Raw genomic sequence first — 14,081 nt, 5'->3', positions numbered from 1 at the left:
ACCGTCCCGGTCCAGGAGACCCTTGAGGACGCCCTCGACGGGCGCACCGAACCCGTCGTCATCGGCTCACTGCGCCGGGGCGAGGGCGGCACCGCCCGCTTCCTCACCTCCCTCGCGGAGGCCTACGTCCACGGGGTCACGGTCGACTGGACCACCGTCCTGGCCGGCCGCGACGCCCACCGCATCGACCTGCCCACCTACGCCTTCCAACACGAGCGCTTCTGGCCCGAGCCCGGCACCGGCGGCGACGTCACCGGCGTGGGACTCGACGCGCCGGGTCATCCGTTCCTCGGCGCCGTCGTCCGCCTCGCCGAGTCCGAGGCCCTGGTACTCACGGGACGGCTGTCGCTGCGCACCCACCCGTGGCTGTCCGACCACCAGGTGGTGGGGACTGTTCCGCTGCCCGGCACGGCCTTCGTCGAGCTGGCGATGCTCGCCGGTGACCAGGTCGGCTGCGACCGGCTCGAAGAGCTGACCATGGAGGCGCCCCTCCTGCTGCCGCCCAGCGGACACGTCCGCCTCCAGCTGACCGTGGGCTCGCCGGACGAGGCGGGACACCGGACGATCCAGCTGTACTCGCAGCGCGAGGACGCCGAGGAGGACGCCGGGTGGCTGTGCCACGGCAGCGGGCTGCTGGCCGCCGGTGGCCACTCGCCCTCCCCCGACCTCTCCGAGTGGCCTCCCCCGGGCGCCGAGCCCGTGCCGGTCGACGACCTGTACGAACTCGCCGCCGACGGACCGGTCCTCTACGGCCCGGCGTTCCAGGGCCTGCGCGCTGCCTGGCGCCGGGGACCCGAGGTCTTCGCCGAGGTGACCCTGCCGACCGGGCAGCTGGAGCGGGCGAGCAGCTTCACGCTCCACCCCGTGCTGCTGGACGCCGCCCTGCACACCGTGGGCCTGGGCGGGCTGCTGGACGACAGCGTGCCGGGCTGGCGTCCCTTCGCGTGGAGCGGCGTGTCGGTCCACGCGGCGGGTGCCTCGACCCTTCGGGTGCGGCTCGCCCCGGCCGGTGCCAACTCGCTCACGCTGTTCGCCACCGACACCGCGGGCGTGCCCGTCGTCTCGGTGGATTCGCTGGCCATGCGTCCGATCGCGGCGGAGCAGTTCACCGCCGGCGCCCGGCAGGAGTCGCTCCTGCGGATGGACTGGGCAGCGGCCTCCACCGAGTCCGCCACCGGCCCCCGCTGGGCCGTGCTCGGTCCGGTGGGACCGGACCTGCTCGAACTCGCGCACGAGCGATCCGAGGGCGGGCCGGTGGCCTTCGCCGACCTGGACGCTCTGGTCGCCTCCCTGGCCGAGGGGGCCGCGGCGCCCGACTTCGTGCTGCTCGACCCCGCGGTCGACGGACCCGTCGGCATCACCGGTCTGGCCGAGGCCACCCGGCTGGCCACCGGCCGGGTGCTGGACGCCGCCCGGGCCTGGCTGGACCCGGCCCTCGACGAGCGGCTCTCCTCGGCCCGCCTGGTCGTGGTCACCCGCAGGGCACTGGCCGCGCGCGACGGCGAGGACGTGACCGGACTTGCCGGGGCCCCGCTCTGGGGCCTGGTGCGCTCGGCCCAGGCCGAGAACCCCGGCCGGCTGGTGCTGCTCGACGTGGACGGCGACGCCGCGTCCTGGCAGGCCCTGCCGGCGGCGCTGGCCTCCGGCGAGAACCAGCTGGCCCTGCGTGCCGGAACGGCCCTGACACCCCGGCTGGGCCGGATCCGGGCCCTGACGCCGGTCGCCGAGCCGGACGCCTGCGAGGTGCCCGCGCCGACCCGGCTGGACCCCGAGGGGACCGTCCTGGTGACCGGCGCCACCAGCGGTCTGGGCGCCATGGTGGCCCGCCGGCTGGTGTCCGAGCACGGCGTGCGCCGGCTGCTGCTGCTCAGCCGCCGGGGCCCGGCGGCCGAGGGTGCGGCCGAGCTGGTGGACGCACTGCGCGAGGCCGGGGCCGACGCCGCCGTGGTGGCCTGTGACGTGGCGGACCGCGAGTCGCTGGCCCTGGCACTGGCGGGTGTCCCCGCCGGGCATCCGCTGACCGCGGTGGTGCACTGTGCCGGGACGGTCGACAACGGCCTGCTGGCATCGCTGACACCGGAGAAGATCGACGAGGTGTTCCGCCCCAAGGTCGACGCGGCGGTCAACCTGCACGCGCTGACCGAGGGCATCGAGCTGGCCGCCTTCGTGCTCTTCTCCTCGGTGGCGGGCACCATCGGCGGCACCGGGCAGGGCAACTACGCCGCCGCCAACACCTTCCTGGACGCCCTCGCGCAGCACCGCCGGGCCGGCGGGCTGGCGGCCACCTCACTGGCCTGGGGCCTGTGGGAGACGAACAGCGGAATGGGGGGCCGGTTCGACGCCGCACTGCTCGCCAACACCTCGATGCGGGCCGTCGTGCCGCTGCCGTCCGAGGAAGGCCTCGGGCTGTTCGACGCCTGCTGGCGCTCGGACGAGCCCGTGCTGTTCCCGGTCAAGCTGAACGCGGCCGCGCTGCGCGCGCAGGCCGGGGACGGCGCGCTCCCGCCGGTGCTCCGGGCACTGGCTCCCGGCGGGTCGCGCCGGACCGCCGCCGGCAGTGGGCAGGACAACGGGGCGCAGCTGCGCGGGCAGTTGGCCGCGATGTCCGCGGGCAAGCGCTACGACACGCTGCTGGCGCTGATCCGCCGGCAGGTCGCGTCGGTGCTGGGCCACGCCTCGGCCGAGGCCATCGAGACCGACCGGCCGTTCAAGGAGCTGGGTTTCGACTCGTTGACGGCGGTGGAACTGCGCAACCGGCTCAACGCCGCCACCGGGGTTCGGCTGCCCGTCACGGCCGTCTTCGACTACCCCACGATGGAGGTGCTGGCCGGGTTCCTGCGCGACGAGCTGTTCCCGGCCGCCGCCGAGGAGGCGGCGGATCCGCAGGCCGCCGAGGAGGCCAGGGTCCGGGAGGCGCTGCTCTCGCTGCCGCTGGCCCGGCTGCGGGAGAGCGGCCTGCTCGACCCGCTGCTGGAGCTTGCCGAGGGCCGCTCCGGCGCCGGCTCGGGAGCCGAGGAGGAGGACCGCAGCGATTCCATCCTGGCCATGGACGCGACCTCCCTTATCCAGCTCGCCCTGAGCAACTCGGGTGCAGGTGACCTGTCCTGACGGTGCGTCCGATCATGCCGCACCGGCGCCCGACGGCCGGTCCCCCTGGGGCGGTTCGCCGCTTCAGGGGGGCCGTAGGGGTTCCCGGATAGGGGGCGCTGATTCATACGATCCCAGTGTCTGGTGATCACGCAGGGCGAGAGCCCGGTTCGACCCGTCCATCCCTTCCATCAGCTGACTCACCGCTACCGGAGAATTCCCGTGACCGATGCTCCTGCCCCGATCCCCTTCCCGTTCCCCGAGGGGGACGTCATCTGCCAGCCGGTTCGCGAGCTGGACGAACTGCGCGAGACCTGCCCGGTCGCGCAGGTGACCCTCCCGGACGGGACGTCCGCCTGGCTGCTGACCCGCCACGCGGACGTGCGCCAGGCCCTGTTCGACCCGGTCTTCAGCAACCGGGTCATGCCCGCTCTGCCCAACATGCCGCAGAGCGAGGTCAGCACGATCATGAACGAGTCGCTGGTCGGCATCGACCCGCCGGAGCACACCCGGCTGCGCAAGCTGGTCTCCCGTGCGTTCACCGTCAAGCGGATCGACGCGCTGCGCCCGCGCATCGCCGAGCTGGTGGACGAGCTGATCACGAACATGGAAGCCCTGCCGAAGCCGGTCAACCTGGTGGAGAACTTCGCCGTCCCGTTCCCGGTGCAGGTGATCTGCGAACTGCTCGGCGTCCCCCTCATCGACGGACACGACTTCCGCACCTGGGCGGACACCCTGCTCGGCGACTGGATGACCGACCCGGTCAAGCGCGACGAGGCCGCCCTGCAGTTCCGCAAGTACTTCACCGCGCTGATCGAGACCAAGCGCGACGAGCCCGGTGACGACCTCATCACGGCCCTGATCGCCGCCAGTGACGAGGGCGACAAGCTGACCGAGCGGGAGATCGTCCACCTCTGCGTCGGCATGCTGATCAACGGCTACGAGACCACCTCGAACGCGATCGGCATGTTCCTGCTGGTGCTCAAGCGCCACCCCGAGCAGTTCGCCCAGCTGATCGCCGACCCCAGCATCGTGGCGACGGCCGTCGAGGAGCTGCTGCGCTTCGTGCAGACCGGCACCAGCGGCACCGGGCAGCCGAAGCTCACCAAGCAGGAGGTGGTGGTGAGCGGCGTGACCATTCCGGCCGGCGCGCTGATCCTGCCGGGCACCGGAGCCGCCAACCGCGACCCGTCGGTCTTCACCGACCCCGAGAAGCTCGACCTCACCCGGGCCGAGAACCCGCACCTGACCCTCGGCGGCGGCCTGCACCACTGCCTGGGCGCGCAGTTGGCCCGCGTCGAGCTGCAGGAGGCCCTCCTCGGCCTGATCCGGCGGATGCCGAACGTGGAGATCGCGGTGCCCGAGTCGGAGCTGGCGATGAAGCCCTTCTCGGCGCTGCGCGGCCTCACGGCGCTGCCGGTCACCTGGTAACCACCGGGAAAGGCCACCGGGGCCCGACAGCTGGGGGTGTGGAAGCGGCTCGCCGTTCTCACACCCCCAGCGTTCGTTCGGGCCTCCCATCGGCCTGCCCGCGTCCGCTTCGCGCCCCCGGGCGCGGTGGCGCCCGCTCACCATCGGCGGCCGACCCATCGGCGGCGGTCGCCCGCTCGACACACCCGTTGCCCGGTCGCTCGGGGCATCGCCCAGTGGCCGCGACCTCAGAAGGCAGGGACCTCCCCGATGAACCAGCCCGGTGCAGAGATCGAGACGGCCAACGTCAGTACGGTGACCGAGGCCCTCCACCTCCGGAGCGTCAAGCAACCGGACGAGACCGCCTACGTGTTCCTCCGCGACGGTGAGACCCCCGACCGGTCCCTCAGCTACCGAGAGCTGGAGGCCGAGGCCCGCGCCCGCGGCGGCGCGCTCGCGGCCGTCGGGCTCGCGGCCGGGGACGCGGCCGTCCTGCTGTATCCCTCGGGCCTGGAGTTCATCCAGTCGCTGCTCGGCTGCATGTACGCCAGGGTCGCCGCCGCCCCGGTCCAGGTCCCCACCCGCCGGAGCGGCCTGGAGCGCGTGCGCCGGATCGCCGACGACGCCGGAACCACCGTCGTCCTCACCACCGCCGAGATCAAGCGGGACCTGGAGGAGAGGTTCGGCACGCTGCCGGAGCTGGCCGGGCTGACCCTGCTCGACGCCGAGTCGCTCGCACCGGCGGACGAGCTGCCGGCCGGGCGCCCCCGTCCCGAGGACATCGCGCTCCTCCAGTACACCTCGGGCTCGACCGGCCACCCCAAGGGGGTCATGGTCTCCCACGCCAACTTCCTGCACAACGTGGCGGAGACCGAACAGGTCTGGCCGTCGGGGCCGGACGGCGTGGTCGTCAACTGGCTTCCGCTCTTCCACGACATGGGCATGATCTTCGGCGTCATGCTGCCGCTCTGCTCGGGTGTCCCCGCCTACCTCATGGAACCCGCCGCCTTCGTCCGTCGGCCGCTGCGCTGGCTGGAGGCCGTCTCCCGGTTCCGCGGCACCCATGCGGCCGCCCCGAGCTTCGCCTACGAGCTGTGCGTACGCGCGGCCGAGGAGGCGGGTGCCGAGGCCGTGGCCGAAGGGCTCGACCTGTCCTCGTGGCGGGCCGCGGTCAACGGCGCGGAGCCGGTCCGCTGGCGGACCGTCACGTCGTTCACCGAGACCTTCGGTCCGGCCGGATTCGCGCCGGAGGCCATGTCACCCGGCTACGGGCTGGCCGAGAACACCCTGAAGGCCACCGGTAGTTCGCCGGAGCGACGGCCGACCGTCCTGTGGGTTTCCGGCCCGGCGCTGGTCGAAGGCCGCCTCGACCTGCTGGAGGCCGACGCGGACAACGCGAAGCCCCTGGTCGGCGCCGGCCTTCCGGCCCACCCGACCCAGGTGCTGATCGTCGACCCCGCCACCCTGGCCCCCTGCCCGCCCGGCACCGTCGGCGAGATCTGGATCAGCGGCCCCTGCATCGCCCAGGGCTACCGCGGGCGGGCCGACGAGACCAGGCAGACCTTCCACGCCCGCCCGGCCGGCGCGGACCGGTCCGACTCCGCCCCGCGCTACCTGAGGACCGGTGACCTCGGATTCCTCCACGCGCAGGAGCTGTTCGTCGCGGGCAGGCTCAAGGACGTCATCGTCCGCAACGGCCGCAACTACTACCCCCAGGACCTGGAGCTGTCCGTCGAAGGAGCGGCCACCGGCCTGCACCCCAACTGCGCGGCGGCGTTCTCCGTGGACGACGGGGAGAGCGAGCGGCTCGTGGTCGTCGTCGAAGCCGACGGCCGCGTCCTGCGCGGGACCGGCGAGGAGGACTTGCGCGAACGCATCCGCCTGGCCGTCCACGACGGTCAGCGACTCCAGGTGGACGAGATCGTGGTCATCCGCCGCGGAGTCCTGCCCCGGACCACCAGCGGCAAGGTGCAGCGCCGGGCGTGCCGCGAGCTGTACCTCCACGGCGCCCTCAAGCCTGCCGTGGCCGGGCGCGGCTGACGCCACGGCGGAACCTCCTCGCAAGGCCGGTGCTCCCCCAGGGCGCACCGGCCTTCTGCCGTTCCGGCGGACGGCCGGCGGGCGGTACGGATGGCATGGACGACGTGGACGACGGCGTGGACGACGGCGTGGACGACGACGTGGACGACGGCGTGGACGACGGCGTGGACGGACCGGCTGCACCGGTGCCCACACGGCAGGAGGCGGTCCGCACCACGCACGACCGCCGGGCGGGCCCGTGCTCGGCCCACCCGGCGGTGTACAAGGCTCCCCGGTCGCGCGGAACTACCGCGCGGCCAGCCACTCGTGCACGGTACGCGCGGTGTTCTCGCCGTGCTCGCTCATCATGGTGTAGTGGTCGCCCGGGACGTCGACGACGTCACGGATCATCGGCCAGAACGGCTTCCAGGTCTCGTCCGGCGGCAGCGGCCGACCGGGCTCGGCGTTGATCATCTCCGAGGCCCGGACCAGCAGGGCCGGCGTGGCGATCTCCTTCGGCTGCCAGTCCCCCAGCAGCGAGAAGTAGGCGGCCATGCCCGTCAGCCGGACACCGGTCAGGCGGCCGAAGCTCTTCTCCCGTTCCAGGGTCCTGGACTCCATGACCGGCAGGATGTAGTCGGCCTGCTCGGTCCCGGCCAGGAAGCTGTCCAGGAGCACCACGCCCAGCGGGCTGACGCCGCGTTCCTCCAGCTTGGTGGCCACCATGTAGGCGATGCTGCCGCCGGAGGAGAGGCCGGCCAGCGCGAACGGCTCGCCGTCGGTGCTCTCCTCGATGAGTCGGGCGCAGTGGTCGGCCAGGGCCTCGGCGCTGGCGGCCACCGGCTCACCGCCCACGAAGCCGGGAAGCATCAGCGACCACATGTCGCGGATGCCGCGCAGCGGGGTGGCCAGCGGCACGAACTCCTGGTTGCTCGCCCACGCCGACGGCGACGGGAAGCAGATGATCCGCGGGTGCTGTGAGCCGCTGGCCAGCCGGACCAGACCCGGACCGCCGATCACCTCGGCCGAGCTGGAGAAGGTCGGGCGCAGTTCCACGCCGGCCGCCAGCACCTTGTGCGCGATGTCGATCCGCCCGGTCTCCAGGGCCCGGCGATACAGCGCCTCGACACCGTTCACCGCCGCGGTGGCGGTGTCCTCCACGGGGGCGGCCACCTCCGTCCGGGCGGCCGCTGCCGGTGCGGCGCCGTCCAGTTGCCGGTGCAACTCGCCGGCCAGCGAGGTCAGCGTCGCGTGATCGAAGATCAGCGTCGGAGGCAGCCGGAGCCCGGTGACGGCGTTCAGCCGGTTGCGCAGCTCGACCGAGGTCAGCGAGTCGAAGCCGAGTTCCGCGAAGGCGCTCGTCCCCTGGACCTCGGCCAGGTCGGTGTGGCCGAGCACCTCGGCCGCCTCGGTCCGGACCAGGTCCACCAGGGCCGCCTCGCGCGCGGCGGACGTGAGCCCCGCCAGGCGCCCGCGCAGCTCCTCGCCGCCACCGTGGCCGGACGCCGCCGCCCGCCGCCGGGACGGCTGGACCAGTCCGCGGAGCACGGCCGGGATCTCCTGCCCCGGCATGACCGTCCCGCGCCCCGCGGCGAAGCGGATCGGGACGAGCGACGACTCCCCGTCAGCGGCGAGCGCCCGGTCGAACGCGGCCATTCCCTGCTGGGCGCTGAACGGCAGCATCCCGCCGCGTGCCATCCTGGCCCGCTGGTGCTCCTCCAGCCCGTCGGCCATGCCACCGGCCTGCTCCCACCAGCCCCAGGCCAGCGAGAGCGCGGCCAGGCCGCGGTCCCTGCGGTGACCGGCGAGGGTGTCCAGGAAGGTGTTGGCCGCCGCGTAGTTGGCCTGCCCCTGGCTGCCCAGCACACCGGCGGCGGACGAGAACAGCACGAAGGCCGACAGGTCCAGGTGCTCGGTGAGTTCGTGCAGATGCCAGGCGGCGTCCACCTTGGGGCGCAGCACCGGGTCCAGCCGCTCGGGGGTCAACGAGGTCAGCAGGCCGTCGTCGAGGACGCCCGCCAGGTGGACCACCCCGGTCAGCGGGTGCTCGGCGGGGACCGTGGCCAGCAGGGCGGCCAGGGCGTCCCGGTCGGAGACGTCGCAGGCGGCCGCGGTCACCTGGACGCCCTGCTCGCCGAGTTCGGCGATCAGCTCGTCCATGCCCGGTGTGGCGGGTCCGCGCCGACCGGCCAGCAGCAGCCGGCGCACACCGTGCCCGGCGACGAGATGACGGGCCACCAGGCCGCCGAGCGCGCCACCGGCGCCGGTCACCAGCACGGTGCCGTGCGCGGTGAACGCGGCCCGCCGGTCGGTCCCGCCGTCCGCGACCTGCCCGGCGGCCGGCAACGCGACCAGCCGTGGCACACTCGCCTCGCCCGCGCGCAGCGCCAGCTGCGGCTCGCCGCCGGCCAGGGCGGCCGGCAAGGCCCGGAAGGACGCCTCGTCCTCGTCGATGTCGACCAGCACGATCCGGCCGGGGTTCTCGGACTGTGCCGACCTGAGCAGCCCCCAGGCCGTGGCGGCAGCCAGGTCGGTGACCGGGTCCGCCGGTCCGGTCGCCGTCGCCCGGCTGCTCAGCACGACCAGCCTGGTGTCGGCCAGGCGCTCGTCGGAGAGCCACTGCCGAACGGTGTCCAGCGCCCACTGCGCGGCCGCGTGCGCGGCCTGCGGAGTGCCGTCGTCGACGCCGCCGGCGCAGAAGACGATGATCCCGTCCGGCGCCGGTGCACCCGCGCTCAGCATGTCGGTCAGCGACTGCCAGTCGAGGTACGGGGTCTCGGCGAGTCCGGCCGCCAGCACCTGCGGCCGCAGGCCGAGCGGGTCGAGCCCGAGCGTCGCCCAGCGGCCGGCCACCGGCCGGTCGAGGGTCGGCACGGACGTCCAGTCGAGCCTGAACAGGGAGTTGTCGGCGGCCACGGTGTCGCCCGAGCCCTCGGCACCGGCGAACAGTTCGGGCGAGGGCCGCCGCAGGGTGAGCGAGTCGATCGAGGCGACCGGATCACCGGCGGCGTCCAGGACCGTGATCGCGGCTCCGTCCCGGCCGGCGGGAGTGAGCCTGACCCGCACGGTCGAGGCACCGGTCGCGTGCAACCGCACGCCGGTCCAGGCGAACGGCAGTCCCACCGTCGCCGTCCCCTGACCCTGCTCGTCCTGGCCCAGCAGGCCGAGGGCGAGCGGCTGGAGTGCCGCGTCCAGCAGCGCGGGGTGGATGCCGAACCCGTTCTCCGGGCCGCCCGCGGCCTGCGGCAGCTCGACCTCCGCGAACAGCTCACCGTCCCGGCGCCACAGGGCCCGCAGGCCGTGGAAGACGGGACCGAGCACGAAGTCGTCCTCGGCCAGGCCCGGGTAGAAGCCGTCCACCGGGACGGCCTGCGCACCGGCCGGAGGCCACGGGATGGACTCCCCGCTCCCGGACCAGGCCCCGACGACGGCGAGCACGCCCCTGGCGTGGCAGGTCCACGAGCCGTCCTGCGGCGCGTCCTCGTGCCGCGAGTGGACGCTGACGGTGCGTCGGCCCTCGTCGTCCGGGCCTCCGACGACCACCTGCAGCGCGGTGCCGCCGTGCTCCGACAGGACCAGCGGGGTCTGGAGGGTGAGTTCGTCGAGCAGGTCGCACCCGACCTGCTCGCCGGCCCACAGTGCCAGCTCCACGTACGCGGTACCGGGGAACAGCGGCAGACCGGCGAGCCGGTGGTCGGCGATCCAGCTGTGGCTCGCCAGGGACAGGCGTCCGGTGAAAAGGAAGCCGTCCGAGTCCGGCAGTGCCACCCCGGCCCCCAGCAGCGGATGCCCCGCCGCGCTCAGGCCGACGCTCGACGGGTCGCCGGTGCGGGCCGCCCCGGTGGCCAGCCAGTAGCGCCGGCGCTGGAAGGCGTAGGTGGGCAGACCCACCCTGCGGTGCCGGCGGCCCTCGAAGAAGGCCGGCCAGTCCACCGCCGCACCCCGGGCGTGCACCCGGGCGAGGGCCGCGGTGAGAGCGGCCGCCTCGCCGCGCTTGCCGCGCAGGGCCGCCACGGCACCCGGCTCGGCCGGTCCGTGCTCGGTCGCGGCCGGAGTGTGCTCGGTCCCGGCCGGAGCGTGCTCGGTCGCGGCCGGTCCGTACTCGGTCGCGGCCTCCTGGAACAGCGCGGTCAGCACCTCGCCCGGGCCGAGTTCCAGCACCGTAGCGACGCCCCGTTCGAGCAGCGTCCGGACCCCGTCGGCGTACCGCACCGCCTCACGGACATGGCGCGACCAGTACTCGGGCGTGCACAGCTCCGCTCCGGCCAGCCCACCGGTCAGGTTCGACACCACGGGTATCCGCGGCGGGGCGAAGGAGACCCCCGCCAGCACCTCGGCGAACGCGGCGAGCATCGGCTCCATCAGCGGCGAGTGGAAGGCGTGGCTGACCGTCAGCCTGCGGGTCTTGCGACCCGCCGCCGCGAAGCGGTCGGCCAGCTCCTCCACGGCCTCCAGTTCGCCGGACAGCACCGTCGAGAACGGGCCGTTGACGGCCGCCACACCCACCTGGCCCGGGACGCCGGCCAGCGCCTCGGCCACCTCCTCCTCGCCGGCCTGCACCGCCAGCATCGCGCCACCGGTCGGCAGCGCCTGCATCAGCCGCCCGCGGGCGGCGACCACCCGGCAGGCGTCCGAAAGCGACCACACACCCGCCACGTGGGCGGCGGCGAGTTCACCGATCGAGTGGCCCATCAGCACATCGGGCCGCACGCCCCAGCCCTCGACCAGGCGGAACAGGGCGACCTCGATCGCGAAGAGCGCGGGCTGGGTGAAGCCCGTCTCGTCGAGCAGGGCCGCGTCCGCAGAGTCCGGTGCGGCGAACACGACCTGCTTCAGCGGCCGTTCCAGGTGCAGGTCGAGCTGCGCGCACACCGCGTCGAAGGCGGCGGCGAACTGCGGGAAGCGGTCGTACAGTTCACGCCCCATGCCGAGACGCTGCGAGCCCTGGCCGGGGAACTGCACGGCCAGCCCGCCATCGCTCGCCACCTCGCGCACCGTGCCGGGCGCCGAGCCTCCCTCGGCCAGCGCCGCGAGGCCGGCCAGGAAGTCGGGCAGGGTCTCGGCCACCACCGCCGCCCGGTGAGTGAGCTGTGCACGGGTGGTCGCCAGTGAGAACGCGATGTCCGCGGGGTCGGCCTCGGCGGGATCGGCCGCGGCGGGATCCGCCTCGAAGCGGGCCAGCAGCCGGCGGGCCTGATCGCTCAGGGCCTGCGGGGTCTGCCCGGAGACCAGCCAGGGCAGCGACACCGGCCCGGCCGTGGCCGCACCGGCCCCGGGCTCGACCTCGGACGCCGCCGGCTCAGGTGCCTGCTCCAGGATGACGTGCGCGTTGGTCCCGCTGATCCCGAAGGAGGAGACGCCGGCCCGGCGCGGCCGGTCCTCCGGCACCGTCCAGTCGCGCGCGTCGGCCAGCACCTCCACCGCGCCCGCCGACCAGTCGACCTGGGGCGTCGGCTCGGCCACGTGCAGGGTGCGCGGTAGCTCCCGGTGCCGCAGCGCCATGACCATCTTGATCACACCGGCCACGCCGGCCGCGTACTGGGTGTGGCCGATGTTCGACTTGATCGAGCCCAGCCACAGCGGGCGGTCGGCGGGGCGGTCCTGACCGTAGGTGGCCAGCAGCGCCTGCGCCTCGATGGGGTCACCCAGCGTCGTGCCCGTGCCGTGCGCCTCCACCACGTCCACCTCGGCGGCCGACAGCCCCGCGTTGGCCAGCGCCTGACGGATCACCCGCTGCTGCGAGGGACCGTTCGGCGCCGTCAGACCGTTCGACGCACCGTCCTGGTTCACCGCACTGCCCCGAACCACCGCCAGCACCTCATGGCCGTTGCGCCGCGCATCCGACAGCCGCTCGACCACCAGCACGCCGACGCCCTCACCCCACCCGGTGCCGTCCGCATCGGCGGAGAACGCCTTGCACCGGCCGTCCCCGGCCAGGCCGCCCTGCCGCGAGAACTCCGCGAACGCACCCGGCGTCGACATCACGGTCGCACCACCGGCCAGCGCCAGATCACACTCACCGTTGCGCAGCGCCTGCACCGCCAGGTGCAGCGCCACCAACGACGACGAGCACGCCGTGTCCACCGTCACCGCCGGACCCTCCAGGCCCAGCACGTACGACACCCGACCCGACATCACACTGCCCGACGAGCCCGTCAGCGCATAGCCGCTCGACGCCTCGGCCGAACTCATCAGCACGGCGCTGTACTCCTGAGGCGAACCACCGACGAACACGCCGGTACGGCTGCCGCGCAGGGAAGCGGGATCGATCCCGGACTGTTCCAGCGCCTCCCAGGAGGACTCCAGCAGCAGCCGCTGCTGCGGGTCCATCGCCAGCGCCTCACGCGGTGAGATCCCGAAGAAGGCGGCATCGAACTCGGGCGCGTCATGGACGAACGCGCCCTGGCGGGTGGCCGTCATGGTGAACTGAGCCGGATCGTGCGTGCTGTTGGCGTTCCAGCCACGGTCGGTCGGAAACTCGCCGACCTCGTCGCGGCCCTCGGCGACCAGACGCCACAGGTCCTCCGGCGACGTGACGTCCCCCGGGAAGCGGCAGGCCATACCGACGATCACCAACGGTTCGTCGTCCACGTGGGCCGCGACCACCGGCAGTGCGGCCTGCGCGACCGCGCCCGTCAGCTGCCCCCGCAGATGTGCCGCGAGCGCCGCGGGGGTGGGCTGGTCGAAGACCAGGGTGGACGGCAGCCGCAGCCCGGTCGCGGCGTTCAGGCGGTTGCGCAGCTCCATCGCGGTGAGCGAGTCGAAGCCCAACTCCTGGAACGGCCTCGCGGACGTGATCGCGGTGGTGGAGCTGTGCCCGAGGACCAGCGCCGCCTCCGCTCGCACCAGGTCGAGCAGAGCCGTCCGCTGCTCCGGTTCGCCCAGGCCGGCGAGGCGTTCGCGCAGCGCCCGGGCCGCGGAGTCGTCCACCGGCTGCTCGGCGGCATCCGCCTCCAGAGCCTGCCGGACCTCGGGGATGTCCTCGATCAGCGGACGGTGACGGGCGATCATGTAGCCCGGTACAAACCGCTCCCAGTCCATGTCGGTGACGGTGAGCAGGGTCTCGTCCTGCTCCAGCGCCTGCGCAAGGGCGCTGATCGCGATATCCGGGTCCATCAGACGCAGACCCACCCGGGTGAGCAGCTCGCTGGTCCGACCGTCCGCCATACCGGTCGCCTTCCAGCCGCCCCAGGCGACGGAGGTCGCGGTCAGACCACGCGCCCGACGCTCCTGAGCCAGACCGTCCAGATACGCATTCGCCGCCGCATACGCCGCATTCCCCGAACTGCCCCACACCGCGGCACCCGAGGAGAACAACACGAACGCAGCCAGATCCATCCCCGCCGTCAGCTCGTCCAGATGCCGCGCACCCACCACCTTCGCCCGCAACGCATCCTCGAACTCCTCAACCGACAACCCACCGATCTCCCGATACGACCCCACACCCGCCGCATGGAACACCGCGGACAACGGCACATCCTCCGGAATCCCCGCCAACACCCCCTCCAACGCCCCACGATCCGCCACATCACACGCCACCACCGACACCCGAGCCCCCAACCCCT

At 73.6% G+C, this 14,081-nt stretch carries 4 protein-coding genes; 3 read left to right on the top strand and 1 reads right to left on the bottom strand.

The window, feature by feature from the left end; translation table 11 throughout:
• From ACFZB9_RS36685 to ACFZB9_RS36675, 3 genes are all read left to right on the top strand, one after another.
• The coding region (locus tag ACFZB9_RS36685; protein WP_391454475.1) for a type I polyketide synthase at positions 1 to 3,108 on the top strand (3,108 nt) is incomplete at its 5' end.
• Positions 3,109 to 3,309: 201 nt separating this feature from the next.
• Positions 3,310 to 4,518: a cytochrome P450 gene (locus tag ACFZB9_RS36680; protein ID WP_391454474.1), complete on the top strand. Its 1,209-nt coding sequence runs from the start codon at positions 3,310 to 3,312 to the stop codon at positions 4,516 to 4,518.
• Between the two features lie 249 nt (positions 4,519 to 4,767).
• Positions 4,768 to 6,537 carry a fatty acyl-AMP ligase gene (locus ACFZB9_RS36675; RefSeq protein ID WP_391454472.1) on the top strand — a complete coding sequence of 590 codons (1,770 nt, stop codon included), beginning with the start codon at positions 4,768 to 4,770 and terminating at the stop codon, positions 6,535 to 6,537.
• Positions 6,538 to 6,822: 285 nt separating this feature from the next.
• Here the strand turns inward: ACFZB9_RS36675 and ACFZB9_RS36670 are convergent.
• On the bottom strand, positions 6,823 to 14,081 hold a 7,259-nt coding region (locus ACFZB9_RS36670), incomplete at its 5' end, for an SDR family NAD(P)-dependent oxidoreductase (RefSeq protein WP_391454471.1).

This window comes from Kitasatospora sp. NPDC008050 (assembly GCF_042957465.1).
Taxonomy (GTDB): Bacteria; Actinomycetota; Actinomycetes; order Streptomycetales; family Streptomycetaceae; genus Kitasatospora.
Note: the sequence above shows the minus strand (reverse complement) of the source record. Positions and strands in the feature narration are given on the sequence as shown.

Bases quoted from the DNA above. Each gene is read 5' to 3' on its own strand.
- ACFZB9_RS36675 (WP_391454472.1), top strand. From the start codon at position 4,768: ATGAACCAGCCCGGTGCAGAGATCGAGACGGCCAACGTCAGTACGGTG.